Source organism: Pandoraea sp. ISTKB (assembly GCF_001721285.1).
GTDB classification, from domain to species: domain Bacteria; phylum Pseudomonadota; class Gammaproteobacteria; order Burkholderiales; family Burkholderiaceae; genus Pandoraea; species Pandoraea capi.
Genome location: NZ_MAOS01000013.1, coordinates 109849 through 135887 on the forward strand (window position 1 = coordinate 109849; position 26039 = coordinate 135887).

At 64.4% G+C, this 26039-nt stretch carries 22 protein-coding genes; 11 read left to right on the top strand and 11 right to left on the bottom strand.

Going from position 1 to position 26039, the window contains the following annotated elements; all coding sequences use genetic code 11:
• Window positions 1-48: 48 nt before the first annotated feature.
• The 7 genes from A9762_RS03695 to lptF form a co-directional block, all read right to left on the bottom strand.
• Window positions 49-810, bottom strand: a complete 762-nt coding sequence (locus tag A9762_RS03695) for a hypothetical protein (RefSeq protein WP_069340695.1) — start codon at window positions 808-810, stop codon at window positions 49-51.
• Window positions 811-853: 43 nt separating this feature from the next.
• Window positions 854-2380 (bottom strand): hypothetical protein, encoded by a 1527-nt coding sequence (locus A9762_RS03700; protein ID WP_069340696.1) that lies wholly within the window; start codon window positions 2378-2380, stop codon window positions 854-856.
• Entirely contained in the window at window positions 2290-3330 is a 1041-nt protein-coding gene (locus A9762_RS03705) for a hypothetical protein (protein ID WP_069340697.1), read from the bottom strand. The genes A9762_RS03700 and A9762_RS03705 overlap by 91 nt, the downstream gene beginning before the upstream one ends.
• A 197-nt stretch (window positions 3331-3527) precedes the next feature.
• Window positions 3528-4532, bottom strand: coding sequence for a hypothetical protein (locus A9762_RS28400; RefSeq protein WP_139133055.1), 1005 nt, complete (start codon window positions 4530-4532; stop codon window positions 3528-3530).
• A gap of 312 nt (window positions 4533-4844) precedes the next feature.
• Window positions 4845-5225 (bottom strand): sirohydrochlorin chelatase, encoded by a 381-nt coding sequence (locus tag A9762_RS03715; protein ID WP_069340749.1) that lies wholly within the window; start codon window positions 5223-5225, stop codon window positions 4845-4847.
• A gap of 10 nt (window positions 5226-5235) precedes the next feature.
• The gene (gene lptG / locus A9762_RS03720) at window positions 5236-6375 is read right to left on the bottom strand and encodes an LPS export ABC transporter permease LptG (protein WP_069340750.1); all 1140 of its coding nucleotides are present in this window, start codon (window positions 6373-6375) and stop codon (window positions 5236-5238) included.
• Window positions 6375-7502: an LPS export ABC transporter permease LptF gene (lptF, locus tag A9762_RS03725; protein WP_069340699.1), complete on the bottom strand. Its 1128-nt coding sequence runs from the start codon at window positions 7500-7502 to the stop codon at window positions 6375-6377. The genes lptG and lptF overlap by 1 nt, the downstream gene beginning before the upstream one ends.
• 91 nt (window positions 7503-7593) lie before the next feature.
• Between lptF and A9762_RS03730 the strand changes: the two genes are divergently transcribed.
• Genes A9762_RS03730 through A9762_RS03740 form a run of 3 tightly spaced genes read left to right on the top strand, consistent with a single transcriptional unit; the run spans window position 7594 to window position 9895 of the window.
• Window positions 7594-9105, top strand: coding sequence for a leucyl aminopeptidase (locus A9762_RS03730; protein WP_069340700.1), 1512 nt, complete (start codon window positions 7594-7596; stop codon window positions 9103-9105).
• Entirely contained in the window at window positions 9102-9518 is a 417-nt protein-coding gene (locus tag A9762_RS03735; RefSeq protein WP_069340701.1) for a DNA polymerase III subunit chi, read from the top strand. The genes A9762_RS03730 and A9762_RS03735 overlap by 4 nt, the downstream gene beginning before the upstream one ends.
• 2 nt (window positions 9519-9520) lie before the next feature.
• Entirely contained in the window at window positions 9521-9895 is a 375-nt protein-coding gene (locus A9762_RS03740) for a DUF2486 family protein (protein WP_069340702.1), read from the top strand.
• A 90-nt stretch (window positions 9896-9985) separates the two neighbouring features.
• On the opposite strand, the gene A9762_RS03745 is transcribed toward A9762_RS03740, so the two are convergent.
• From A9762_RS03745 to ilvD (A9762_RS03755), 3 genes are all read right to left on the bottom strand, one after another.
• Window positions 9986-10375 carry a c-type cytochrome gene (locus A9762_RS03745; RefSeq protein WP_240493432.1) on the bottom strand — a complete coding sequence of 130 codons (390 nt, stop codon included), beginning with the start codon at window positions 10373-10375 and terminating at the stop codon, window positions 9986-9988.
• A gap of 290 nt (window positions 10376-10665) precedes the next feature.
• Entirely contained in the window at window positions 10666-12339 is a 1674-nt protein-coding gene (ilvD, locus tag A9762_RS03750; protein WP_069340703.1) for a dihydroxy-acid dehydratase, read from the bottom strand.
• 205 nt (window positions 12340-12544) lie between these two features.
• Window positions 12545-14413 carry a dihydroxy-acid dehydratase gene (gene ilvD / locus A9762_RS03755; RefSeq protein ID WP_069340704.1) on the bottom strand — a complete coding sequence of 623 codons (1869 nt, stop codon included), beginning with the start codon at window positions 14411-14413 and terminating at the stop codon, window positions 12545-12547.
• A 199-nt stretch (window positions 14414-14612) separates the two neighbouring features.
• On the opposite strand from ilvD (A9762_RS03755), the gene A9762_RS03760 reads away from it, so the two are divergent.
• The 4 genes from A9762_RS03760 (at window position 14613) to A9762_RS03775 (ending at window position 20347) form a co-directional block, all read left to right on the top strand.
• Window positions 14613-15566 (top strand): LysR family transcriptional regulator, encoded by a 954-nt coding sequence (locus A9762_RS03760; protein WP_069340705.1) that lies wholly within the window; start codon window positions 14613-14615, stop codon window positions 15564-15566.
• A gap of 243 nt (window positions 15567-15809) precedes the next feature.
• Window positions 15810-16700, top strand: a complete 891-nt coding sequence (gene lgt / locus A9762_RS03765; protein ID WP_069340706.1) for a prolipoprotein diacylglyceryl transferase — start codon at window positions 15810-15812, stop codon at window positions 16698-16700.
• Window positions 16701-16970: 270 nt separating this feature from the next.
• Entirely contained in the window at window positions 16971-19007 is a 2037-nt protein-coding gene (locus tag A9762_RS03770; protein WP_069340707.1) for a hypothetical protein, read from the top strand.
• A gap of 110 nt (window positions 19008-19117) precedes the next feature.
• Window positions 19118-20347 carry an ankyrin repeat domain-containing protein gene (locus A9762_RS03775; protein ID WP_069340708.1) on the top strand — a complete coding sequence of 410 codons (1230 nt, stop codon included), beginning with the start codon at window positions 19118-19120 and terminating at the stop codon, window positions 20345-20347.
• A gap of 48 nt (window positions 20348-20395) precedes the next feature.
• Here A9762_RS03775 and A9762_RS03780 read toward each other — a convergent pair whose 3' ends face one another.
• A complete protein-coding gene (locus A9762_RS03780) occupies window positions 20396-21067 on the bottom strand; it encodes a GntR family transcriptional regulator (RefSeq protein WP_069340709.1) in 672 nt (223 codons plus the stop codon).
• A gap of 353 nt (window positions 21068-21420) precedes the next feature.
• On the opposite strand from A9762_RS03780, the gene dctP reads away from it, so the two are divergent.
• Genes dctP through A9762_RS03800 form a run of 4 tightly spaced genes read left to right on the top strand, consistent with a single transcriptional unit; the run spans window position 21421 to window position 26036 of the window.
• A complete protein-coding gene (gene dctP, locus A9762_RS03785; protein WP_069340710.1) occupies window positions 21421-22467 on the top strand; it encodes a TRAP transporter substrate-binding protein DctP in 1047 nt (348 codons plus the stop codon).
• Window positions 22464-23084, top strand: a complete 621-nt coding sequence (locus A9762_RS03790) for a TRAP transporter small permease (protein WP_083253602.1) — start codon at window positions 22464-22466, stop codon at window positions 23082-23084. The genes dctP and A9762_RS03790 overlap by 4 nt, the downstream gene beginning before the upstream one ends.
• Window positions 23081-24424, top strand: a complete 1344-nt coding sequence (locus A9762_RS03795; protein WP_069340711.1) for a TRAP transporter large permease — start codon at window positions 23081-23083, stop codon at window positions 24422-24424. The genes A9762_RS03790 and A9762_RS03795 overlap by 4 nt, the downstream gene beginning before the upstream one ends.
• Window positions 24425-24473: 49 nt before the next feature.
• Complete coding sequence (locus tag A9762_RS03800; RefSeq protein ID WP_240493433.1) at window positions 24474-26036, top strand: malonyl-CoA decarboxylase domain-containing protein; 1563 nt, start codon at window positions 24474-24476, stop codon at window positions 26034-26036.
• The last annotated feature ends 3 nt before the right edge of the window (window positions 26037-26039 follow it).

Consider the following 26039-nt stretch of genomic DNA (forward strand, 5'->3'; position numbering starts at 1 on the left):
GGGTTCAAGGCGCACCCAAAGCGCACCTAAAACGCACCTAAAGCACACTCAACCAACGTTCGGCATACGAACGGCGGCAATGCCACGGTTCGGGTGCTCGACACCGTACATTTCGCGCAAATTTCGGTGCGCGTCGTACATATCGGTCCAACGGTAGCTTTGAATTGCCAGTGCAATGGCTGCGAGCGTTTTCGTGACCGGATCGCCCGGCATGACGATCAGCCCTGAAAGTCCCAACGTGATGCCGACATCGGCGATGAGCTCGGTAATCGAGAGCTCCTCTTTCGAATCCGAAGATTCCGCAGATGCCCTCGCACGATCCATCGATCGTTGAATGTTGCGCGCGCCTTTGCGCGTCATCAGCCTGTCGACGACGTCCTCGACGGACACGCCGCGTCCGCGCTGATTGACCGCATCGATCAGGCTTCGCAGCGCTGCTGTGACCCCAGCCTGCGATGACAACGCATCGAGGTGCTTCATGATGCGCGACAACGTTTCCTGTTCGTGCAGAGGTGTGCGGTCGGGCCCGTGCTTCAGGTCGGTGAGGGCGCAGTGAAACATGAAGAAATTCCGCTCGTAGATGTCCGTCAGGCTGGTGATCCAGTCGGGAAACGCAAAACCGTTGTCGCTGTCTTCAGGCTTCGATAGCTCAGACGCCTCCTGGGGGATCTGCTTGAGTGCAGTGAAATCCGTTACGAGGTCGCTGACGTCTGGCCTCGCCGCGTTTGCTGGTACGGGCGTCAATGCCGTTATAGGGGCCGCATGGAAGCTCGGCGCGTTCCATGGCAAGAGGGCCTGACCGATTTGCATAACAAGAACTCCTGTGAAGTGTTGCGCTGAGTTACCGTGAAAGTCAAAGTCGGAGGGCGACGCGTACCGGCGCCACATCGTTGAAGTCACGAGATAGCTTCACATTTGCCAGGAAGGACAGGTCGATTTCCTTCGTCCCGATGGCATAAACCCCGCCTTCCCTGACCAATTCGTACGGACCCGCCATGGCATTCAGATGCGCGCGCACAACTTCGATGATCGTCCGGCTGTCCGAGTGCGAAACGAGGCCGAGCGCAGGATCAAGAAAGTAGTACTGCGCCGCGGCGTCGGTGAGAAGGTGCCGCCCCATCATGAGCGTGTGGGTTCCGGCCGTCATTTCGAAGGCGCGCTCGGTGTTCTGGGCGCCGTTGAAGAGTGTGTCGAGTGTCTCGATGCCCAGAGACAGGGAGCGCTGGGGCAAATACTTAAGCTTGATACGTCCCAGTTGGCTGAGATCCTGCATAAGCCGATCCGTGGCGGATGGCGGCATTGCTGCCGCGCGGTTGAAGACATTTACCGCCGTCTCCACCGGCAAGTTCCGGTTGATCAGTGGGCACGCCCGCAACAGCCCGTTACGCACATGCCCGAGATAAACCCGTGCGCGCTGCGTGATAGGTTCGTAGAGCGCCCCAAGGCGCGTTGCCTCGTCGGGTAGCGGGCTGATCACGAACGCCTCGGCCGCATCCAGCACGTTTTGCAGATAGTCGATGCGCCCGGCGAGCTTGCCGAGGGTTTCGGCGTCCGTGACGGAAAGATCGACGAAGTCGAGCTTCAACAGGCGCAGTTGCCATGGCAACGGAATGGAATTGCCCGACGTGTCGACGCTTGTCACGGCGTGCCGCGCGCTCTCGAAGACCGGATCGCGCATGTCGCGTAATTCGTCGAAGCGGGCGCGAAAGCCCTGATCGATGCGCCAGGCGGTGTCCGGGTCTTCCAACTCGGGGGCCGCAAAATCCGCCTGGGTCACGACATGCCAGCGCCCCGATTGCGAACGGCGCAGGAGGGGGGCGTCTTCCTTGATCGCTTCCGAGGCGGATTCCGGCGCCATGCGGAAGAAGCCGGTCTTGCTATCCAGTGAGAGGTAGGCGCGCGTGTCTGAGTCGATGGCGGCGTAGAACCTGCCGTCCACGCGGTGCAGGCCGAGGATCAGCGCGTCTTCGGCGCGTGGGGCCTGCGATACGAAATACTTGTAGCGGGCGTCTCCGCGCAGAAACAACATCACCTTGAAACGTGAGGCTGCGATGCCTTGCGCCCCGATCGCGGACAAGGAGTTCTCCCATCCTTGTTTGAACAGTGCGCTGTCGTGGGTTGCCAAGCCGACGCCCATGCCGATGGCGCCGACGCCGGCGTCGACGACCGAGTAGGCCAGACTGATGGGACGCGCGAACGGAAGTGCCCAACTGCCGAGCCCCAAAGCCAGGTCGACTTTCGAGAACTTGTCCATCAAGTTGAGCACCGGGCGGTACTCGGACTTCACGGTCAAGGGCGCAGGGTGATTGTGCTGCGACTCATAGGCCGATGCGATGGCGGTGAAGGTGTCGACCGACGTGGTGTCGCGCACGCCTTGCATGTCGATGCTCGGCGCGTTGTACCACGTGGCATTGTCGGGTGCGCCGTCGAACAGGCTGACGATGCGCTCGCGCGTCGCGTCGCTGCGAACTTGTTCGGTGAGAGTTCTGTCGCGAAGTGGGCCGAGTCGGAGAGCATCTGTCCGATACGGTCGAGCATCGTCTGGTCGGCTGCGGGCATCGTGGCGATGTCGTCGGGGACATCGAGGGCGGCGTCGCCAGTGATCGACTCACCGGATGCGGCGAATGTGAGCGGTAGTCGGTCGGGACGGCCCGGGCGCTGTTGATGACATCCTGACGACAAGAACAGTAACCCCAGCAAGTACCCTGTCTTTCCGCTGCGGGTGAAATCCAATGCGGGCACGTTGTGCGAGCCGTACGACGTACTCGTCGGCGTGATGCCGCGATCATCGGCACGCGCCCCGCTACCCAGCAAAAGAAAGTCGCGCCAAGCCTCGACGATCGACGTACGCCAGTCGCGAAAGTAGCGCCACCATGCACGACCGAAGCCGGGCGTTTCCGGGGGAGACGTTGTCTCGCATGCTTCGAACGGTTTGGGGGCGGGCTGGACGATCTCGTCGAGCAGGGCTTCACAGACTTCCGCTACGGGCGTCTCCGGCCTTCGTCCGGCGAGTTCGCCGGGGAGCCTGTCGAGAAGGTAGGTCGCCCGCGACGGATCGTCACCGAACGTGTCGGCAATCCGTTCGATCAGGTCGTCGTTCAAGGCGGCGAGGTCGTCGACCGGGACGTTGTGCGCGGCAAGCCGTAGCAGAAGGCCCACCGCCGTGCTGGCTTCCGGTGACTCGCCGAGCATCGTGCAGGCCGCCGTCGATAGTGTCTCGAAACGTGCTACGTCTGCAACGATGCGATGGGGGGGCGTCTCGATGGACGTCTCGCCAAACCCGGCACGTGGCATCGATGCCGCCAGTGCTCCTGCTGCGTTTGCCTGCATGTCGAAACCTCCGTCGGTTACCCGTTGTCGATTTAGACTTCCTGAACGTTCGAAATGCGCCGTCGGGGCCTTTCGCCAGTATCGGCATGGACAGATGGCTCGGGGTGCCCGGATACGCAGTGGCGTTGAGCACGACATCGACAATGGACATCAGCCCACGCGCGTCGGCCTGGACATAGATCTGATCTGGATTCGCGCTACGAATGCCGGTGCGTTCCAACTGATTGACGAGAAAGGTTCGTATGGTCGGTTTGACTTGCGGGATGGCTTTCGACAAGGCAAGTCTGAGCGATTCCAGATGGACGACATTCTTGACGTCCGTCAGGGAAACGGTGCTTGAATGTCCCGGCAACGTTCGGTGCGCGGAAGCACATTGCTGCCGGAATGCCTGCATTCCCTGCTCGACGCCGGTGGCACTCGTCCCCGATAACCATTCGCGATACTGTGAAATTCGCGACGGGGTGTCGCTGCTTGCACTCGCCAGTGCGCCATCGGCGGCAATGGTGTCGAGCGTTGCCTGCGTGGCGACCGCGATAGGAGGGCGCTGCGGCTGAGAGGTCAGTTTTACGAGCGGCGCGTGCTTCTGGCTCGCGTCGCGAGCATGTATCGGCAAACGTTGCCGCCGGATGGGGGATCGTCGCCTCGACGTGTGAGGCGCGAATGCCGCTTCCCAGCAGAAGGAAGTCGCTCCACGCCTCGACGATCGATGTGCGCCAGTCGCAAAAGTAGCGCTTCCAGGCGGTGCCGAACCGGCAGACTTCCGGCGCCGGAAGCGCCGAGCGAGACAGCGACCGTTCGAGATCACGTCGGTTTGCCGCGCCGAGGAGCTTTCGGCAAACGTCAGCCACGCTCTCCGACGGGGAGCGCCGGGCGAGTCGCGCGGGCAGCATGTCGACCAGGCTGGCGCCAAGCCGGGGATTCTCGTCGAAGGCATTCATGAACCCCTCGATGACGTCGTCGTCAAGTGCTGCGAGGTCTTCGATGGAAATACCCTGCTCGGTCAGTCGAAGCATCAGCCCCAGCGCAGGCTGCGCTTCGGGGGATTCGTCGAGCATCGTGCACGCCTGAGTCGAGAGAGCATCGAATCGGACAATGTCGTGACGCGCGTAGTGGCTCGTGGCGTTATTGAGGCCGTCCAGTCTGTCCAGACGATTCGGCGCGAAGGTGTGTGTCGTCAGTGCGTTGGGTAGGGTGGCGGGCATATCGGAACTTTCGTCGACGAAAAAGGCCCGCGGTACAGCGTGTGTGACCGGACTGCGCCAGGGGGCATGTGCACGGGGCGTACGGCGAAAGTCTGTCGGGGGAGCCCCCCCCGCAACTTGCAGATTGTGGTCAAAGCCGTGCAGTGCAAACGATTGGGAGGGTGCCCGGTACATGCATGCGAGCACGCGGCGCGACGACACAACGAACGGCAACGCGACGACGGAAGGGGCGGTGGCGCGGAGGGGAGGGGGGGCGGTAGGGAGGTGGTGCGGAGCGGGCGGATGTGGCGCGAAAGGCGGAGCGGTCTGCGCTCAGCGACGATCCAGTTCGCCCGCGCAGTAATTGGCGAGCGCTTGAATCACGGCGGCGTCTTCGCCGATGGCAGCGCTCACGCGCAGCGTGACGCCCGGGTGTGCGGTGCGGCAGGCGTCGACGAGCACCGGCAGATCGCGCCGGACGTGGCCGCCCTGACCGAGAAAGACGGGCACGACGGTAATGTCGACGCTGCCTTGCGCGACGAGTGCGTCGACGGCATCGGCCAGACTGGGCGTCATCAGTTCGAGAAACGCGAGGCTGACGTTGGCGTCGGGGCGCTGCGCGACCAACTGGTCGCGCAGGCGCTCGAACGGCTCGGCCCAACGCGGATCGCGCGAACCGTGGGCGAAGAGAACGACACCGGGCTTGCCGTGCATCGTCGTCACCTCAATGCTTGTCGACCCAGCGCAACGCCCCGATGGCGAGCACCAGATAGAGCAGCGATGGCAAGGCCGCTGTGAACCACGCCGGCCAGGTATTGAGCAAACCGAGATGCGAGAACAGGTTGTTGAGCAACTGGAAGCTCATGCCGAGCATGATGCCGCCGAACACCTTCAGGCCGATGGCCCCGGCGCGCGCATGCAGATAGGCGAACGGCAGCGCCAGCGCCATCATCACGAAGACCGCGAACGGGTACAGCAGCTTCTGCCATAGCGCGAGGTTGTAGCGGTCGGTGTTCTGCTGGTTTTCCTTCAGGTGGCCGATGTAGCGGTACAGACTGCCGATCGCCATGTTGTCGGGCGAGACCATCAGCACCGACAGGATCTGCGGCGTGAGTTCCGAGCGCATCTGCACCGTGTCGATGTGCACCTGCTTGCTCTGCACGAGGGCGCGTAGCGGGTCGGTGCTGGTCGTGGCGTCGGTCGTCGCGGTGAAGACCGTCTCGGATACGTCCGTCAGTTTCCAGTAATTCGGGGCATCGAACTGGCCGAGCTTGGCCAGCCGTACGCTGTCGAGCCGCAACTTGTCGTCGAACTCGTAGATGCGCACGTTGGCGATGGTGTTGTCCGGATTGAGCGTGCCGACGTTGATGAAGCGGGTCACGCGCTGACCGTCCTGATCGATGGTGTCTTTCACCCAGACACCCGAACGGAAGCCCGCCGAGACCGAACTCCCGAGGGCTTCGAGGCGGATCTTCTGTGCCAGTTGTTCGGCGCTCGGCGCGATGTACTCGCCGATGACGAAGGTCACGAGTACCACCGGGAACCCGATCTTGAGCAGCGAGCGCAGCGCCTGCCCCGTCGACAATCCCGACACGCGGAAGATCGTGAATTCCGAATTACCGGCCAGCTGCGCGCAGACGTAGATGGCGGCGATCAGCGAGGCGACCGGAATGATTTCGTACATGCGCTGCGGGGCGAACAGCAGCACGTAAGCCAGCGCATGCTGGAAGCGGTAGCCGCCCCGGCCGACGTCACCGAGTTCGCTGACCAGATCGAAGAAGACGAACAGGCCGACGAACGCCAGCAGCACGAACAGGAACGCCAGATAGATCTGACGGGCAAAGTACTTCTCGTAGACGCGCATCATCGGGCACCTCCCGAGGCACGCGCCGCGCCGGCGCCATGATTGCGGCGACGACCGAACAGGCCACGGAAGCGCACGCGGCGCAGGTAAAGCAGCACGATGATGGCCAGTGCCAGCGCGTGCAGCAGCCACACGCCCACGGCCAGCGGCAGGCGCTCCTGCGCCACCCATGCCTGCGACAGGCTCAACAGGTTGGTGTACGCCAGATAAATCAGCACGGCCATGACCAGGTTGACGGTTCGACCGTGACGCGGGTTCTGATAGGCGAGCGGTACCGCGAGCAGGACCAGCGAGAGTGCCAGCAACGGCAGGCCGATGCGCCAGACGATTTCGCCACGGAAGATGGGGTTCTGGATTTCACGGAACAGGCGGGCCGTCGGCACGCCCTTGGTCGGCGTATTGTCCGGATCGGCCGCCGTCGGATTGTCGATCTTCACGCCGTAGCGCTCGAACTCCATCACGCGGTAGTCGGGCTGTCCTGGTACGCCGTCGTAGCGGCGGCCTTTTTCCAGCACGATGTAGCGGTTGCCGTCCTTGGCCGTCTCGATGTGACCGTCTTTCGAGACGACGACGTTGACCTTGCCGTTTTCCGTGCCGGAGACGAAGACGTTGTGGACCTTCGTGGCGTCGGGGGAGACCGTCTCGACGAAGAACACGCGATGGCTCGCGGCGCTCTCGCGGAACTGGCCCGGCGAGATCATCGAAACGTCGTCCCGCTGGGCGAAACGCGCTTCGAGCAGCGAGATCTGCTGGTTCGCCCACGGCCACGCCACCAGTGCGCAGAACGTCACGACAGCCAGATAGGGCGCGGCAAAGCGCAGTACCGGTTTGACGAAGTCGGTGATCGACAGGCCCGAGGCGAACCACACGACCATTTCCGAGTCGCGGTACCAACGGGTGAGGACGAACAGGATCGAGACGAACAACGTCACGATCAGAATGACGGCGAGGTAGCCGATCACGGCCAGGCCGATGAGCACGAGCACATCGCGCGGATCGGCTTTCCCCGACGCGGCGAAGCCCAGGATGCGGATCATCATGGTGGTGAGCATGACGGTGATCAGCACCATGAAGACGGCCCCGGCGGTGTAGTTCAGCTCGCGCTGCAGGGAACGCTGAAAAATCATGTGATGACGGTTGGGGTGCTCTCGCGGTTGGGCGAGCGCGGAAAAAAGCGGATAATTGCGGCTCGTACGAATTTTACCCGAGGAAAGCGCGATGGACTTTAGCACAAAAGCCTTCGATTCGACCAAGGCGGGCCAAGCCGGTCTCGCCAACGCAAAGACCGAATGTCTGGTGGTTGGCGTGTTCGAGCAGCAGCCGCTCGCAGGACTCGCCAAGGCGCTCGACGCCGCGAGCAAGGGCCTGCTCGCCCGAATGGTCAAGCGTGGCGAACTCGACGGCAAGCTCGGCAGCACGCTCATGCTGCACGAAGTCGCCGGCTGGAGCCCGGCACGTGTGCTGTTCGTCGGTCTGGGCCGTGAAGACCAGCTCTCGCAGAAGCACTTCAACGAAGCCACCCGCGCCGCCGTTCGCGCCGTGCTCGCCTCGCGCGCCACGGACGCACTCTGGACCCTGCCGCAAGCCAAGGTGCTCACGCAGGACACCGCCTGGGCCGTGCGCGCCTCGGTGATCGCGCTGCGCGATGCCACCTACCGCTTCACCCAGATGAAGAGCAAGGCCGAGCCCGCCAACACGGCGCTGCGCAAGGTCGTCTTCTCGGTCGCTCCGGACGATCTGAAGGCCGCCAAGCTGGCCGCCAAGCACGGCGAAGCCATCGCCAACGGCATGACGCTCACCAAGGATCTCGGCAACCTGCCGGGCAACGTGTGCACGCCGACGTATCTGGCCGACACCGCCCGCAAGCTCGCCCGCGAATTCAAGCTCAAGTCGGAAATCCTCGGGCCGAAGCAGATCGAGGCGCTCAAGATGGGGTCGTTCCTGTCGGTCGCCCGTGGCTCGGTCGAGCCGCCGCAGTTCATCGTCCTCAAGTATGAAGGGGGCAGCGCCAAGCAAGCCCCGATCGTGCTCGTGGGCAAGGGCGTGACCTTCGACACGGGCGGCATCTCGCTCAAGCCGGGCGAGGGCATGGACGAGATGAAGTACGACATGTGCGGCGCGGGCTCGGTGCTCGGCACGATCCGCGCGGTCGCCGAGATGGGCCTCAAGCTCAACGTCGTCGCCATCGTGCCGGCCACGGAGAACATGCCGAGCGGTCAGGCGACCAAGCCGGGCGATGTCGTGACCAGCATGTCCGGTCAGACCATCGAGGTACTCAATACCGACGCCGAAGGCCGTCTGATCCTGTGCGATGCCCTGACCTACGCCGAGCGCTTCAAGCCGGCAGCGGTGATCGACGTCGCCACGCTCACGGGCGCGTGCATCATCGCACTGGGCCACGTGAATTCGGGGTTGTTCTCGAAGAGCGACGCCCTCGCCGACGAACTGCTGGCCGCCGGCCGTACGACGGGCGACACCGCCTGGCGTCTGCCGGTCGAAGACGAGTATCAGGAGCAGCTCAAGTCGAATTTCGCCGACGTGGCGAACATCGGCGGGCGTCCGGCCGGTAGCGTGACGGCGGCTTGCTTCCTGGCGCGCTTCACCGAGAAGTACGAGTGGGCGCACCTGGATATCGCCGGTACCGCGTGGAAGAGTGGCGCGGCCAAGGGGGCGACGGGCCGTCCGGTGCCGTTGCTCACGCAGTTCCTGATCGATCGCGAAGCCCGGTGACCCGCGTCGACTTTCACACGCATGTGGCGAACCGGCTCGAATACGCGTGCCGGTTCGCGCGCAAGGTCTACGGGGCCGGGCAGACGCTCGTGGTCGTTGGCGAACCCGACGTGCTGCGCGCGTTCGATCAGGCGCTGTGGACGTTTTCGCCGCTGGAATTCGTGCCGCACTGCTTTACCCGCGATCCGCTCGCCGCAAAGACGCCGGTCGTGCTGGCTGCGCCCGACGAGGAGGCCCAGCACCATCAGGTCCTGCTGAATCTGGCGGGCAGCGTGCCCACGCACTTCGCCCGGTTCGAGCGTGTTGTGGAGATCATCGGCGACACCCCGGAAGACTTGTCCGGGGCTCGCGAGCGTTATCGTTTCTACCGTGACCGGGGCTACACCCTGAACAACTACGACCAACGAGGTTGACCGTGACGAACGAGCCCGAGCGCAACGATCCCGGCATTCCCACGCTGACCGAAGTGCTCGCGCCGGGCGAAGGGGCGCCGCAGCTGGACACGGCCGATGCGCCTGCCGAAGCGGTGGTACAAGCGACGGAAAAAGGCGTGCCGGCCGATGTGGCGGTCTTTGCCGAGCGCGTGAGCGCCCGGCTCACGCTGCAACTGGCCGACGAGATCACGACGATGGTGGAGCGTCGCTGCCACGACGCGTTGATCGATCAGACGTCGTGGCTCGTGCAACTGATCGGCAAGCAGGTCGCCGACGCCTTGCAGGCGCAACTGCCGGATCGCATCCGTCAGGCGGTGATCGAAGAGGTCGCGAAGCAGGTGCGCTCGCAAGGGTGATGTGCAGTTTCGCAGGCGGGGACTTGCTTCGCCCTGGCGTATGAGGCCAACGTCTGGCGCTGTCGCCCGTTGGGGTTCCTGCCGTCCGGTCTAGGAGCGTGACGGGCGCGCCATTCCAAGAATCCACTGCGCGAGCCGATTGGCCTCACCCGGGGCGAGTTGCAGGCTCGCCGGCATCGGAATCTTTCCCCACTTCCCCTGACTACCGTCGGAAATCGAGCGTGCGAGCGCCTCGGCTGCGCCCGGCTGTCCGGCGTAGCGTTTCGCGATGTCGCGGTATGACGGTGCGAGCAGCGTTCTGTCGGCCGCGTGGCACGTCATGCAGTTGCGGGCGCGGGCAAGCGTCTCCATCGCACGTGCATCGGGCACGTCGGACACGGGGGCGGACGTCGTGTCGCCTTGCGCGAAGGCCGCGCCAGTGGCGAGCGTCAGCCAGACACTCAACATCGCGCCGGCACAAACGCCGGTCAATCCCTTCATTTGGTACTCCCCGACCCATGACCTTTGATGGATTCGCGATGCGAGGCTGCCGGAGGGGCGCGTCCGCAGTCGTCCCCGAAGGATGGGGCGACAGGGTAACGGCCTGATGGTGCCGGGCAGGCGCATCGACGCGCCATTATACGGCGGCGAACCCGCGCTTCGGCGTGTCATGAAGACGCATGGCGGCGCATGAAAAAACGGCGCGTTCGCCGGGTGAGCGAAGCGCGCCGTAGTCCGCCGCCGGGCGGCCGGGAGGTCGCCTGACGGGGATCCGTCATGTGGGCCAGTCGTCAGCCCGTGGCACCGCCCTTGTTGGCCGGTTGGGCGAGTGCGGCGTACTTGGCCAGAACACCGCGGGTGTAGCGCGGTGCGGGCGCCTTCCACGCGGCACGACGGCGCGCGAGTTCATCGTCGGCCACATTCAGTTGCAACAGCAGCTTGTGGGCATCGATGGTAATCGAGTCGCCTTCGTGCACCAGCGCGATGGTGCCACCCACGAACGCCTCCGGCGCCACGTGCCCGACGACCATGCCCCAGGTGCCGCCCGAGAAGCGGCCGTCCGTGATGAAGCCGACTGACTCGCCGAGCCCCTTGCCGATGATCGCGGACGTCGGTGCGAGCATTTCCGGCATGCCAGGCCCTCCCTTCGGTCCCAGGTAGCGCAGCACCAGAATGTCGCCCGCCTGAATCTTGTCGCTGAGAATCGCTTCCATCGCGCTCTGCTCGTCGTCGAACACGCGCGCCGGGCCGGTGATGACGGGATTCTTGAGCCCGGTGATCTTGGCGACGGCGCCGTCTTCCGCCAGATTGCCCTTGAGAATGGCGAGGTGGCCTTCCTTGTAGAGCGCACGGTCGATGGGGAAGATCACGTGCTGATCGGCGCGCGGCACCGACGGCACCTCCTTCAGCTCTTCGGCGATGGTGCGGCCGGTGATGGTCATGCAGTCGCCATGCAGCAGGCCCGCGTCGAGCAGAATCTTGAGCACTTGCGGAATGCCGCCGGCCTTGTGCAGGTCGGTCGCGACGTACTTGCCCGACGGCTTCAGGTCGCAGATGACCGGCACGCGCGCACGAATGCGTTCGAAGTCCTCGATGCTCCACTCGACGTCGGCCGCATGCGCGATGGCGAGATAGTGCAGCACGGCGTTGGTCGAACCGCCTGTGGCCATGATCAGCGCCACGGCATTCTCGATGGACTTGCGCGTGATGATGTCACGCGGCTTGAGGTCCTGCTTGACGGCTTCGATCAGCACGCGGGCCGATTCGGCGGCCGAGTCGACTTTCTCCTGATCGGGGTTGGCCATCGTCGACGAGTAGAGCAGGGACATGCCCAGCGCCTCGAACGACGAACTCATCGTGTTGGCCGTGTACATGCCGCCGCACGAGCCGGTCGACGGGCAGGCGTTCTTCTCGATGCCCTTGAAGTCGGCTTCGGTCATGCGCCCGGCGGTGAATTCGCCCACGGCCTCGAACGAGGAGACGATGGTGAGATCCTTGCCCTTCCAGTTGCCCGGCTTGATCGTGCCGCCGTAGACATAGATGCCCGGCACGTTGATGCGTGCCAGCGCAATCATGCCGCCCGGCATGTTCTTGTCGCAGCCGCCGATGACGACCACGCCGTCCATCCATTGGCCCTGCACGGCCGTCTCGATACAGTCGGCGATGACTTCACGCGAGACGAGCGAGTACTTCATGCCTTCCGTGCCCATCGACATGCCGTCGGAGATGGTCGGGGTGCCGAAGGTCTGCGGGTTGGCCTGGTGGGTCTTGATGGCGTCCACTGCGGCGTCGGTCAGACGCTGCAACCCCGCGTTGCACGGGGTGATCGTCGAATGGCCGTTGGCCACGCCGATCATCGGATTGTCGAAGTCTTCTTCCTTGTAGCCCAGCGCGTAGTACATCGAGCGGTTGGGCGAGCGGGCCACGCCTTGCGTGACGTTGCGCGAACGACGGTTGAATGCCATGACGTCTCTCTCCTGTGGGGATGCGCCACGCCACGGGCTGTCGCAGCGTCGCACATAGGCGTTGTTGTATCACGCTGTCCTGCCGACGGTACGGCCGATCTTCCGGCGTACCGCTTCATGCCATTGCTGTCTTGTTGCACGGGAGGAGCACAGGTGCGTGCCCCTCCCGATCCGACCGATGACCGAACTGACGGTATCGGTGGAATTATCCGCGCTTGCCCAGCTTCAGTTGGGACAGATCGCGCACGGCGCCACGGTCGGCCGAGGTGGCCAGCGCGGCGTAGGCTTGCAGGGCCTGCGAGACCACGCGTTCGCGGCCGATCGGCTGCCATGCGTCGTCGCCACGGGCTTCCATGGCGGCGCGGCGGCGGGCGAGTTCCTCGTCCGGGACGGCCAGATGCATCTTGCGCTGCGTGATGTCGATCTCGATCACGTCGCCGTCTTCCACCAGACCGATGGTGCCGCCTTCGGCCGCTTCCGGCGACGCGTGACCGATCACGAGGCCCGACGAACCGCCCGAGAAGCGGCCGTCCGTGAACAGGGCGCAGGTCTTGCCCAGACCCTTCGACTTCAGGTACGACGTCGGGTACAGCATTTCCTGCATGCCCGGACCGCCCTTCGGCCCTTCGTAGCGGATCACGACCACGTCGCCCGGCTGGACCTTGTCGCCCAGAATGCCTTCGACGGCGTCGTCCTGGCTTTCGAACACGCGCGCACGGCCGGTGAAGACCCATTGCGCTTCGTCCACGCCAGCCGTCTTCACGATACAGCCCTTCTCGGCAAGGTTGCCGTAGAGCACGGCCAGACCGCCGTCCTTCGTGTACGCGTGTTCCTTGTCGCGGATGCAACCGGTTTCGCGATTCAGATCGAGCGACGGGTACGTCGACGACTGGCTGAAGGCGATGGTCGTGGGCACACCGCCGGGGGCGGCGCTGTAGAACGTTTGCGCCTTGTCGTTGGCAGCGTTCGTGACGTCCCACTGCGCGATGGCGTTGCCGAGGGTGCCGCTGTGAACGTTGCCGCACGACGTGTCGAGCAGGCCGCCGCGAGCGAGTTCGCCCAGAATGCCGATGATGCCGCCGGCGCGGTGCACGTCTTCGATGTGGTACTTGTCGGTTGCCGGTGCGGCCTTGCACAGGCACGGCACGTTGCGCGAGATGCGGTCGATGTCGGCCATCTTGAAGTCGACGCCGGCTTCCTGCGCGGCGGCGAGCAAGTGCAGCACGGTGTTGGTCGAGCCGCCCATGGCGACGTCGAGCGCCATGGCGTTTTCGAAGGCAGCCTTGGTGGCGATGTTGCGCGGCAGGACCGAAGCGTCGTCTTCCTGATAGTAGCGACGGCACAGGTCGACCACGAGACGGCCAGCCTGCTCGAACAGGCCGCGACGCCAGCCATGCGTGGCGACGATCGTGCCGTTGCCCGGCAGCGCGAGGCCGATGGCTTCGGTCAGGCAGTTCATCGAGTTGGCGGTGAACATGCCCGAGCAGGAACCGCACGTCGGGCAGGCGCTGCGCTCGACTTCGGCCACTTCGGCGTCGCTGATCTTCGGATCGGCGGCCTTGATCATGGCGTCGATCAGGTCGATCTTGGCGATGACCTGTCCGTCGCCGTTCTTGACCTTGCCGGCTTCCATCGGGCCGCCCGAGACGAACACGACCGGAATGTTCAGGCGCATGGCGGCCATGAGCATGCCCGGGGTGATCTTGTCGCAGTTGGAGATGCAGACCATGGCGTCGGCGCAGTGCGCGTTGACCATGTATTCGACCGAGTCGGCGATCAGTTCGCGCGACGGCAGCGAGTACAGCATGCCGCCGTGACCCATGGCGATACCGTCGTCCACGGCGATGGTGTTGAATTCCTTGGCTACGCCGCCCGCCGCTTCGATCTCCTTGGCCACGATGGCGCCCAGATCGCGCAGGTGCACGTGACCCGGAACGAACTGCGTGAACGAGTTCACCACGGCGATGATCGGCTTGCCGAAGTCGTCGTCGGTCATGCCGGTGGCACGCCACAGGGCGCGGGCGCCGGCCATGTTGCGGCCGTGGGTGGAGGTGCGGGAACGGTAATGAGGCATGGTCGTCTCTGAAACGCTTTGTGCTTGTGGGGTCAACGGAAAACCGGGGCCGTCCGGCGCTTTCCAGCGCCATTCGTCGAACCGTCGCCCTTTCAGGACGGCGGGACGGCGGGTCGATCCGGCCGGACGTCAAGATTCGTCTTTCCTTGGATGCTTGTCAAATATATTATTTGACTCGGATTGAGTCGAAAAACATATCATGGACCTGCGTCAGTTCCGATACTTCGTTGCCGTGGCCGAAGAGCGCCATTTCGGGCGCGCCGCGCAACGCCTCTCGATGACCCAGCCGCCGCTCTCGCAGCAGATCCGGGCGCTGGAGGCGTCGCTCGGCGCGCCATTGTTCGTGCGGACTAACCGTTCGGTTGAGCTGACCGCCGTGGGGCGGCAACTGCTGCCCGAAGTCCGGCGGATTCTGGCCGACGCCGATGCGCTGCCCGCGCTTGCGCAAGGGCTGGCGCACGGCGAGGTCGGGACACTGTCGCTGGGGTTCGTCTCGACGGCGGACTACGGCATTCTGCCGCCGCTGTTGCGGCAGTTCGGCGAGCGGTATCCGCGCGTGCGCCTGCAACTGCTCGAAGCGACGAGCGACGTGCAGGTCGAGGCGCTCATGGACGGACGCATCGACGCGGGCCTTTTCATTCCGCCGGTTCCCGCGCGCTACGCCAACGAGCTGTCGTACTTGCCGATCATTCGCGAGCCGTTGATGCTGGCGCTGCCCGCCGGGCGCGGCAGCGCGCAGGGCGGTGCCGATACCGACACCTCGCACAGCGGCCCCGGGGCGCCGGTGAGTCTGGCCGATTTCGCCGACGAACCGCTCGTCATCTTCCCGCGCCGCGTGGCGCCGGCGTTCTACGACATCATCATGGGATGCTATGCGGCGCTCGGCCTCACGCCACGCGTGGGGCAGGAGGCGATTCAAATGCAGACCATCGTGAGTCTCGTGTCGGCGGGCATGGGGGTGGCGCTGGTGCCGCAGTCGCTGTGTCATCTGCGACGCACCGGTGTCACCTACCGCGCGCTGCGCGAGACGAGCGCGCTCATCGAAACCGGCCTGCTGTGGCGCACCGCCGAAGTGACACCGGTGCTCGAAGGCTTTCTGGAGACCGCGCGCGGGGTCGCGCACACGCCCCCGGGCGCGACGCTCGAGACCTGAGCCGTCGACGACCCCTGATCCATATTGCAATCGTGGAGACGGCCCGCAGGCATGTCGCGACGTCGTGTGCTCGTGGTATTGTGCTGCCCATCCTGTTGCCTGCGCCGTTGCCTGCGGCAGTCCTGCGGGCGCGTGCCGGATCGCCAAGGCCTGCGGCCACGACCGACGGCGGCGACAGCTTGAAGAAGGGCATTCCCTTCCTCCCTGGCGGAACTTTTGTTCACGAATCGATTCTTCTGATCCATGCTGATTCATCCTCAATTCGACCCGGTCGCGATTCACCTCGGCCCGCTCGCTATCCGCTGGTACGGCCTGATGTATCTGGTCGGCTTCATTCTTTTCCTGCTGGTGGGACGCCTGCGCGTGCGCCAGCCGTCCATTGCGGCGCAAGGCTGGAAGGCCCAGGATCTCGACGACATGCTGTTCTACGGCGTGCTCGGCGTGATTCTCGGCGGACGTCTGGGCTATGTGATCTTCTACAAGCTGTCGTTCTATCTGGCGAATCCGCTGGACATCTTCAAGGTGTGGGAAGGCGGCATGTCGTTCCACGGCGGCTTCCTCGGTGTGCTCGTCGCGATGTGGCTGTTCACGCGCCGTCGCGGGCATTCGCTGCTCGAAGGCACCGACCTGATTGCACCGATGATCCCGCTGGGGCTGGCGGCAGGGCGTCTGGGCAACTTCATCAACGGCGAGTTGTGGGGGCGGGTGACGTCGCCCGATTCGCGCTTTGCGATGCTGTTCCCGCAGGCGGCAGGTGAAGACGCCCAGTGGGCGCTGGCGCATCCGCAGGCGATGGCAGACAACGCGATGGCGATGGTGTTCGCGCAGTTCCACGGCTTGCCGCGCTACCCGTCGCAGTTGTTCGAATTTGCGCTCGAAGGCGTGGCCCTGTTCGTGTTGCTGTGGTGCTTTGCGCGTCGGGCGCGTCCGGTCGGCGCAGTCTCGGGCATGTTCCTCGTCGGATATGGTCTGTTCCGCTTCCTCGCCGAATTCACGCGCGAGCCGGATGCCTTCCTCGGCCTGCTGTCGTTCGGTCTGTCGATGGGCCAGTGGCTCTCGCTGCCGATGATCATCGCAGGCGTGATCATGCTGGTGTGGTCGTATCGTCGCCAGCAGGCCGCATCGGCGGCATAACCGGCGTCACTGGCATCACCACCGCGGTTCACACAAATCAGCGGTCCCGCAATGCACAACGGGCCGCCGGAGATCACTCCGGCGGCCCGTTGTCTTTTCTGCGCAAGGTCTGCGCATTCCCGAAGCCATCCTCTCGCGTCGTTGATCGATTTTTACATGTGGTGCCGTTTGCCTGCCGGTAAGCTTTTCGTGTCGACGGGACCGATGTGAGCCAAGGCATCGGCCTGTCAGGACGTCGTGCGTTTCAGACAGACAAAGGGATGGGGCGGAATGCAGTGGCTGGGGGTACAGCAGGGTTTCGGGTCCACCACGGACCTGCGCGAACGCATAGCGATTTACCAGGGTGTCGCCAACGCAGGGGACGAGGCTACGAAAGCGCAGCCTGTCGCGCAGCGGATGCCCGATTTCCAGGGGGCGTCGCAACGCTCGACGACCCGCGACAATTCTCTCGCCACGCTCACCGCGTTCGGTGCGCCCGACGGAGCGCGAGCCAGGATCGTCGAATGCCGGGATGCGGTCGATTCTATCGGCGCATCGGGATTCTCCGACGATTTCGCTGGCGCCCGTCGACGCTCGCCGACCCGCAGCCCGACGATCGTGGAAACGCTGCGACGCGAAATACTCACCCCTGAGTTCCTCCATCCGTCCGGCGTCGGTCAAGCGCGTGCCGGGCGCGGCGAGCGTGGCGAGTGTGGCGCCGCACGCCAATCGGTGTCGAAAGTCCCGGCGCTTCCCGGGCGCTGGTCTGACGTGATGGCACCGGCCCTCTCACGCAACGTCCGGTGTTGGCAATTCGATCCGACCTTCACCTTTCGCGAGACGGTCGACTATGCCCCGCAAGCGATGCCCGCTGTCGTCACCACCGCAGTGGCAAGTGCGACAGCGTCGCGCATGGGGCTGCCGGGGGGTGTCCCGATCGTTTGCGACCGGGCGTTCCACTACGATGCGGGCCACCTGAAGGCGACGACCGAATGGCGCGCCGCATGTCATTCTGGTCGCACGCTCAGGCAAAGCTGCGAAGACCTCGGCGCGTTTCCGTACCCGGCGTGTGTGCCGGTCAATTTCAGAGGCGATGTCAAAGGTGTCGTCGTCATGCCGATCGACATCACGCCGAACCCGGGCGAGCCGCCGGTGACCTTACTGTTCAGTTCGCCCTACGGGCAGTATCTCTCGAACGATGGCAGCGTCCATGCGATGACGTTCGTCGGCGATGCAAGCTACACATTTGCGATGCCGTCGACCGATATCCCTGCGGTGGGCCCGGTGGTTGCGCATCGCGTCATGCCGGGCAGCGATGCCGACGTTCTTTTCCGGCTGGCCGACCAGATCATGATCACGAAAAAGGCAATCGACACCGTCGTGAGCCGCACCATCGGTCCGGGCTGGGCGAATGGGCCGATGTCGGCGAACGGCAGCACATTGAACCTGAAGTGGGTCCGGCATGACGCGGGACTCACCCGATTGTTCTCCGAGGCTGGCGAAGTATTGACGCAACAACTCGGCGCGATGCTTCATGTGCTGCACGATCCGGATGCCCGGCTGATTCGTCTTTATCGCAATTTCGTGCCTGACGACAGGTATGCCGACGGGAACGCGCGTCTCCTCGTGGCCTTGCACCGCGACAAGCTCATGCAGCACCGGACGTCGTTGGAGGCGACATTTCGACGCCTCACGGAAATGGCGGCGATTGTCGATTTCGAGTCGCGGAATGGCGCCCCGGTCGATGGCACGCTGCTGGGCATGGCAATGGGTTCGTCGGCACAGGCCACGATCAAGTCGCACTACGATGTGCCGGTCATTCTCGTTGCGCGGCATCTCGTGCAGGACATCTTCATGGCGCAAGGCGCGCACGTGGCGAACGTCGCGGGGCATCACTTTGCGGACGTCCTGTTTCACGAATGCGGTCATGCGGCGGCCCGGTGGGAGGATGCCGCGACCCCGCAACCATGGGCACGCAGGCCGGCACATGAGTTCAGGCATGTGTATCTGCGAGAAGAGTGGCGTGGCGGCACGATGGACCTGGCGCCGTTCATGGCGACACTTCGCGAATCCACGCCCGGCTCGGTCGTGAATCTGGCATCGTTCAATCAACTGATGCGAATGCTGTTGCCTGCGCTCGATGCAGGACTTGCGCCCGACGTGTTTCCCGGCCTGCTGGATGGCAGCTCGGCCCGTTACTCGTACGAATACCTCGTGTCGATGCTGAGCGAGCCCCACGATCGGGCGCGGCTCGACGCGGATTTTCTCGAATTTCTCGACGAACTCGCACAGCGAGGGCGTAATGTCTCCCTTCAGGTCCATTCGTGAGGGCCGTTGAGCTGTCTGCGTCCGCCACGGTGTGCGGCGCGAATCGCACCCATCCCGGCGATGCCGTGAGCGCGCTCGCGCAAAGGATCGACCGGCTATTACGTTCGCCTGTGAACACCTGGACCGCGGATCAGTTCGTGTCGGTCGGCGTGGAGACCCGGACTGCGGGAGTGCTGGCCGCACATCTGCAAGCGATACCGACCACGGGTTTCCTCTGCGTCGATGTGCTGATGACGGTCATGAATGACTCGATGGATGTCGGGCAGGCACTCGACTTGCTGGACAAAGGGCTGGACAGGCGTGATCCGTGCGCCGCCGAATGCACGGACGGTGACGGCACGGGGGCGGTGATTCTGATTGGCCGGGCAATCGGCGGTACGACGCTGGCTGACATGCGGCTTCCGGAGGCGCGAGGCGGGCACGCTTTCGTGCGTGGCTTGCTCGACTGCTTCGACGGTCGTACGGCCCCCGATGCGACGGGCATCGCTAACGTGGTGAGCGCCATGTCGATCGTGCTCGACTGTGGCGCCCCGCTCACCACCGATGCGTTCGACGGTGTGCCGCCGCTGATCTACGCACTATCGCGTGGCGTGCCCGCCCCTGTGCTCGACGTGCTGCTCAGGCATGGTGCCGATCCGAACGAGCCGCTGTCATGCGAGGGCGTGAGCGGACCGGCGTGCGGTCTGGATTATGTGGTCGGCGGTACGGCGATGCACCACGCGGCGCTCGCCGGGCGGGGCGACGCAATGAAGGTGTTTTTCATCACGCACGGTGGTCGGCTCGATGCGATTACGCGTGATGGATACGAACCGATGGCGCTCGCCGGGGCCTCGACACATCGCACATTCGGGCCGCGTTACGGGCTGATCGAAAACACGCTGTCTGCGCTGCACGCATGGATTGAGACGGACGAGGACAATACGCGTCGCCGGGCCAACGGTGAACAATTGTGCGAAGTGCTGGCGACACGTCTGCTCGAACTGGGAAGGTCCGTTAATACGGCTACGTTGCATCACTGGTTGGGCGCAATGACACAACTGGTGGAGTACGGTTGCGACGTCGCGAGCGTGCTGTACCGTTCGCCCTCGCAGGGCGGTGCCAGTTACGTTGCCCGTATTCGCAACATGATGCGGCAATGGTACGGCGATAACAGTCGTGCAGCGCAAGCACTGAACGATGGCGAAACCCTCAATGTCGCCGGCGATGTCGATGCGTGGATTCGCAGCCTTGCACCGCCGGCAAGCATGCCGCGCGATGGCATTGTCGCGAGCCGCTGCGTCATGCGCGCCACGCACGGGCCGTTGTTCGGCGACATCGGTGAGCGCACTGGCGGTGTTTGAGGCGTAAGCGCAGGGGGGAGGGTGTAAGGGGGAGGCGACCCGATCTGCTCAAGCCGTCTTGCGCGCCAGCGCGTGCAACGACGCCATGAGGTCGGCGAACCGCTCGCCCTGCACGGTCACGTGAGCGCGCAAATGTTCGGCGGCCGCGTCTGCATTGCCGGCTTCAATCGCGCGAAACACGGCGTCGTGTTCCGAAAACGACTGATGCGGCCGGTCGCGCACGCGCAATTGCAGCCGACGATACACACGCAACCGGCGATGCAGTTGCAACGCGGTTTCCTGAAGATACGCGTTGTGGCTCGCCTGATAGATCAGCGCATGGAAATGCGCATTCACTTCGTAATACGTGTCGATGTCCCGCGCCTCGGCCGCCGCGCGGCTGGCTTCGTGCGTGCGGCGTAACTCGTCCAGTTCTTCTTCCGTGATGCGGCGCGCCGCCAGACGTCCGCACATCGATTCGAGTTCGGCCATGACCTCGAACATCTCGCATAGCCGCTGCGGGTCGATCTGCGAGACGACGGCGCCGCGACGCGGCCGTATCTCGATGACCCCCGACGACGCCAACTGGATCAGCGCCTCGCGCAAAGGCGTGCGCGACACGCCGAACGCGGTCGCCAGTTCGACCTCGTCGAGCCGCATGCCGGGCGGGTACTCGCCCACGGCGATTTTCTCTTCGATGGCCTGTCGCAGCGCTTCCGATCGTTTGGGTTTTACGGTCATGACGGTCTCGCTCGCTCGGTCGGGTTTCGATCCCGTCAGACGGGGCCGTTTGGGGGGCATGGTTGCCAAAGTAGCGCGTGATGTCCCCGCTGAAGATCGGGGTAAACGCCAGAAGTGTATTTTTTAAAGGGTCATTTTGTATACACCGTGACGGATTGACTATAGGATTTGAACCCGAGAGCGGCAACTCGCGCACTCGTCATATCAAAACAATGCAGTCATCCGTACATGCAGTGCCGGCGAGCCGGTGGTGCACTTGCCGCGGGGTTTCGCCGTTCGGGAAGCCCTGTTGCGAGCGATGTCAGGCACCGGGTTTCGCGGGTCTATCGCTGACAAAAGTGACAGGAGACGCCATGGAGACAACCCCTTCCCCGCTGCGGCGGCAACTCATGCTCGGCGCCGCATCGGCGCTGGTGACCGGTGGACTCGCCAGCCCGTGGGGCGGCGCATTCGCGCAGACCGGCCCGCTCAAGATTTCCCATCAGTTCCCCGGCGGCACGCTGACCGAAGGCGACTTCCGCGACCGTTTGTGTCGCAAGTTTGCGCAAGAGGTCGAGAAGCGCACCAACGGCGCGCTGAAGTTTCAGGTCTACCCGGGCAGTTCGCTCATGAAGACCAACGCGCAGTTCTCTGCGTTGCGACGCGGCGCGCTCGATCTCTCCCTCTATCCGCTGCCCTACGCGGGCGGTGAAGTCCGCGAGCTCAACATCGGTTTGATGCCGGGGCTGGTGACGTCCTACGCGCAAGGCAACGCCTGGCGTAACGGCGAAATCGGCAAGGTGCTCACCGACGTGCTCGCCGAGAAGAACATCGTGATCGTCAGTTGGGTCTGGCAGGCGGGCGGGGTCGCAAGCCGTGCCAAGCCGCTGGTCGCACCGGAAGACGCCAAGGGGCTTAAGGTGCGGGGCGGTAGCCGTGAGATGGACATGATGCTCAAGGAAGCCGGCGCGGCCGTGATTTCGTTGCCATCCAACGAGCTGTACGCGGCCATGCAGACCGGAGCGATGGATGCGGCGATGACGTCGTCCACGAGCCTCATGTCCTTCCGTCTCGAAGAGGTTTCCAAGCATCTGACCACGGGGCGCAACAAGTCCTACTGGTTCATGCTGGAACCGCTGCTCATGTCGAAGCAGATTTTCGACAAGCTGCCGAAGGACCAGCAGCAGGTCATTCTGCAAGTCGGCGCGGAGCTGGAAGCGTTCGGCACGGAGGCGGCCAAGGCCGACGATGCGCAGATCGCCAGCGTCTATACCAAGGCCGGCGCGAAGGTCTACGACCTCGATGAAGCGACGGTGATGAAGTGGCGCGACATTGCCCGGCGTACCGCGTGGAAAGACTACGCGAGCAAGTCGGACACCTGCGCGAAGCTGCTCGCGCTGGCCGAGAAGGTGCCTGCATGAGCGGGGCCGTCGCGAGCGCGGAGCCGGCGGTGGCACGCTCGCGCCTGCTGCGGCGGCTCGACGCCCTCTTGCAGGGCGTGAGCCGTCTGCTCATGGTCGTGTGCATGCTGGCGCTCGTGGGCGCGGCGCTGGTGCTCAGCTACAGCGTATTCGCGCGGCATGTGCTCAAGCTCGCGACCGACTGGCAGGACGAAGCGGCGGTGTTCCTGCTGGTCGGTGCGACCTTCGTGTCAGCCGCGCATGTGCAGCACTTGCGCGGGCACATCGGCATCGAGGCGATTACCACGTTGCTCTCGCCGCGTGTGAATCGGGTGCGGCGCTGGATCGTCGACATACTGACGCTGGCGTTCTGCGGCTTCTTCGCGTGGAAGTCTTGGACGCTCTTCTGGGAAGCCTATGTCGACGGCCAGACGAGCAGCTCCACATGGGGGCCGCCGCTATCGATTCCGTACGGCCTGATGGCGTTCGGCATGACGCTGCTCACGGTGCAGTTGCTGCTGCAAGTGGCGATTGGCGCCTGCGAGATGACGGCGGGTATGAGGGGCACGAGGGGCACGGGGGGAACGGGAGACGACGCGGCGCATCGCGGCCCGGATCGCACGGGAGGGCACGCATGAGCGAGCTCACTATCGGATTGTTGTATGGCGGCGCAACGCTCGTCGCCATGTTCTCCGGCATGCCCATCGCCTTCGCCCTGGGGGCGGTGGCGGTGGCGTTCATGTTCGGTTTCATGCCGGCGTCGTCGCTCGATACGGTGACGCAGAACGTCTACGAGGAGATGGCCAGCATCACCTTGTTGTCGATTCCGCTGTTCATCCTGAAGGGTGCGGCCATCGGCAAATCGCGCGCGGGGCAGGATCTGTACCTTGCGCTGCACGCATGGATGCGACGAATCCCGGGCGGGCTGGGCATTGCCAACGTCTTCGCTTGCGGACTGTTCGCCGCCATGGCCGGGTCGAGTCCGGCGACGTGCTCGGCCATCGGCAGCGCCGGGATTCCCGAGATGCGTCAGCGCGGTTATTCGCCGGGCTTTGCCGCAGGCATCATCGCCGCGGGCGGCACGCTGGGCATTCTGCTGCCGCCGTCCATCACGATGATCTTGTACGCGGTGGCTGCCGAACAATCGCTGGGGCGTCTGTTCCTCGCGGGAATCGTGCCCGCGCTGCTGCTCGTGGCGCTGTTCTCGTGCTACGCGGCGTGGCGCTACCGCAAGGAGTACACCAACGCGCAGGTCGCGCTCGCCCGCGACGGCACGCCGTCGCCGTTCCCGACCGAGCCACCCGCCACCATGCGCGAGAAGCTGGCGCTGCTGCCGCGCGTGTTGCCGTTCGTCACGCTGCTCATTGGTGTGATGGCGGCGCTCTACGGCGGTTATGCAACGCCGTCGGAGACGGCCGGACTGGGCGGCCTGCTGGCGCTCGCGCTCATCGCCGTGATTTACCGGATGTGGAAGCCGCGCCAACTGGCGCCGATTCTGACGGGGACGTTGCGCGAGTCGACGATGCTCATGTTCATCATCGGCATGTCGCTGCTCTATTCGTATGTGATGAGCTATCTGCACATCAGTCAGTCGGCCGCGCAGTGGATCGTGGGACTGCAACTGTCGCGCTGGGTGCTGCTCGCTGCCATTCTGCTGATGGTGGTCGTGCTGGGCTTCTTCCTGCCGCCGGTGAGCATCATTCTGATGACCGCGCCGATCATTCTGCCGCCGCTGCGCGCGGCCGGGTTCGATCTGGTGTGGTTCGGGGTCGTCATGACGATTGTCATGGAACTGGGGTTGATTCACCCGCCCGTCGGTCTCAACATATTCGTCATCAAGAACACCGCGCCCGATATCGCCTTGCGCGACATCGTCTGGGGCGTGATGCCGTTTGTCGTGTTGATGGTCGTCGCCGTCGTGCTCATCTGTCTGATGCCCGGGTTGTCGTTGTGGCTGCCGGATCAGTTGATGGGGTGAGGGCAGGGCCGGAATCTCTTGAGAGGAAGCCATGAAGGATGAGCCGATCATGTCCGCAATGTCTGTGCCGGTATCGCTGAGTTCGTCGTCGGGGACGTCGTCGTCTGCTTCGTCCTCTTTGCCCGGAAGGAGTGCGCCGGAGAGCGTGGCGGAGGTGAGCGCGCCGGTGCCCTCAGCGAAGCCGTCGCTCGGCGAGCGCCTCGGACAGTGGTTCGGACGCGGCGGAAAATCCGGTGGCGGTTCTCCGAAAGACGGCAAGGATGGCAAAGACGGCAAAGCGGACGGCAAGGTCGTCGCCGCGACGCTGTCGGCGCGCGCGCAGAGCGCGTTGCGCCGTCAGTTGACGCAGTGCCTGTCGGCGCGGCTGACGGACTCGTCGGCCAACGAGGCGGCGCGCGACTTCATGACGCGCTACAGCGCGGCGTCTGCCGCAGAGCAACTGGCGTTGCTCACGGTCGTCGCGGATATCTGCGCGAGCGACGCAGCGTCGGCAACGGATAGCAAGGACAGCAAGGACAGCAAGGACAGCAAGGACGGTAAGGACGCAAAGGAAGTGAAACGTGCCGCCACCGGATTGGCGGGGGCGCTCGGCAGCGAACGGGTCCGGTTCCTCAAGCGCTTCAATGCGTTGCCCGACGGGCTGCCGTTCCTCGTGCGCTGGCGCGCGGACATGCTGAATCACCGGGCGGCGCTGCCGGGGCTCGCGGCGCTGGAGGAGGATCTTGGCAGCCTCTTCTCGACGTGGTTCGACGTCGGCTTGCTGGAGTTGCATCCGATCACATGGGATTCGCCGGCGTCGCTGCTCGAAAAGCTCATGCGCTATGAGGCCGTGCACGAAATTTCGTCGTGGGCGGATTTACGCAACCGGCTCGATTCCGACCGTCGCTGCTACGCATTCTTCCATCCGCGCATGCCGCGCGAGCCGCTGATTTTCGTCGAAGTGGCGTTCGTACCGGACATGGCGGCAGACGTGCATTCGCTGCTCGACGAGCAGGCGCCGCTCGAAGACTTGCGCCGCGTGCGCTGGGCCATCTTCTATTCGATCTCGAACACGCAGCCGGGGCTGCGCGGGGTGAGCTTTGGCAACTTCCTGCTCAAACGCGTGATCGACGAGTTGCATGTCGACTTCCCGAAGTTGCGCAACTTCGCGACGCTTTCCCCGATTCCCGGCTTCAATGACTGGCTGCGGCAACTGAGCGCCGCAGCGCTGGCCGAAGTGCTCGGACCGAAGCGTCTGAAGCTGCTGGCACAGGAGCCGTCGCTGGCGGGTGAGGTGTCGGGCGCGCAGGTGATGGCGTGGTTGCAGACTTCGCCCGAGCGCAAGGGCCTGCAGACGCTGCAACGCACGCTGGGCGAATCGCTGGCGGCGCACTATCTGGCTCGCGAGACCGTGCGGGGGCAGCCCCGCGATCCGGTCGCGCGTTTTCACCTCGGCAATGGCGCGCGCGTCGAACGGATCAACTGGCACGCCGATCTTTCGAAGAAGGGCGCGAAACAATCGTGCGGCATGATGGTGAACTATCTCTACGAGCCGGACGAACTCGACGCGAATCTGCAACGGCTGATCGACGGCAAACCCGCTGTCGGACGCGCGGTGACGCGTTTGCTGTGAACG

Bases quoted from the DNA above. Each gene is read 5' to 3' on its own strand.
- ilvD (WP_069340704.1), bottom strand. From the start codon at position 14,413: ATGCCTCATTACCGTTCCCGCACCTCCACCCACGGCCGCAACATGGCC.
- A9762_RS03705 (WP_069340697.1), bottom strand. From the start codon at position 3,330: ATGCAGGCAAACGCAGCAGGAGCACTGGCGGCATCGATGCCACGTGCC.
- A9762_RS03795 (WP_069340711.1), top strand. From the start codon at position 23,081: ATGAGCGAGCTCACTATCGGATTGTTGTATGGCGGCGCAACGCTCGTC.
- A9762_RS03715 (WP_069340749.1), bottom strand. From the start codon at position 5,225: ATGCACGGCAAGCCCGGTGTCGTTCTCTTCGCCCACGGTTCGCGCGAT.
- A9762_RS03730 (WP_069340700.1), top strand. From the start codon at position 7,594: ATGGACTTTAGCACAAAAGCCTTCGATTCGACCAAGGCGGGCCAAGCC.
- A9762_RS28400 (WP_139133055.1), bottom strand. From the start codon at position 4,532: ATGCCCGCCACCCTACCCAACGCACTGACGACACACACCTTCGCGCCG.
- lgt (WP_069340706.1), top strand. From the start codon at position 15,810: ATGCTGATTCATCCTCAATTCGACCCGGTCGCGATTCACCTCGGCCCG.
- A9762_RS03700 (WP_069340696.1), bottom strand. From the start codon at position 2,380: ATGCAAGGCGTGCGCGACACCACGTCGGTCGACACCTTCACCGCCATC.
- lptG (WP_069340750.1), bottom strand. From the start codon at position 6,375: ATGCGCGTCTACGAGAAGTACTTTGCCCGTCAGATCTATCTGGCGTTC.
- dctP (WP_069340710.1), top strand. From the start codon at position 21,421: ATGGAGACAACCCCTTCCCCGCTGCGGCGGCAACTCATGCTCGGCGCC.
- A9762_RS03745 (WP_240493432.1), bottom strand. From the start codon at position 10,375: ATGAAGGGATTGACCGGCGTTTGTGCCGGCGCGATGTTGAGTGTCTGG.
- A9762_RS03770 (WP_069340707.1), top strand. From the start codon at position 16,971: ATGCAGTGGCTGGGGGTACAGCAGGGTTTCGGGTCCACCACGGACCTG.
- A9762_RS03800 (WP_240493433.1), top strand. From the start codon at position 24,474: ATGTCCGCAATGTCTGTGCCGGTATCGCTGAGTTCGTCGTCGGGGACG.
- lptF (WP_069340699.1), bottom strand. From the start codon at position 7,502: ATGATTTTTCAGCGTTCCCTGCAGCGCGAGCTGAACTACACCGCCGGG.
- A9762_RS03760 (WP_069340705.1), top strand. From the start codon at position 14,613: ATGGACCTGCGTCAGTTCCGATACTTCGTTGCCGTGGCCGAAGAGCGC.
- A9762_RS03695 (WP_069340695.1), bottom strand. From the start codon at position 810: ATGCAAATCGGTCAGGCCCTCTTGCCATGGAACGCGCCGAGCTTCCAT.
- A9762_RS03790 (WP_083253602.1), top strand. From the start codon at position 22,464: ATGAGCGGGGCCGTCGCGAGCGCGGAGCCGGCGGTGGCACGCTCGCGC.
- ilvD (WP_069340703.1), bottom strand. From the start codon at position 12,339: ATGGCATTCAACCGTCGTTCGCGCAACGTCACGCAAGGCGTGGCCCGC.
- A9762_RS03780 (WP_069340709.1), bottom strand. From the start codon at position 21,067: ATGACCGTAAAACCCAAACGATCGGAAGCGCTGCGACAGGCCATCGAA.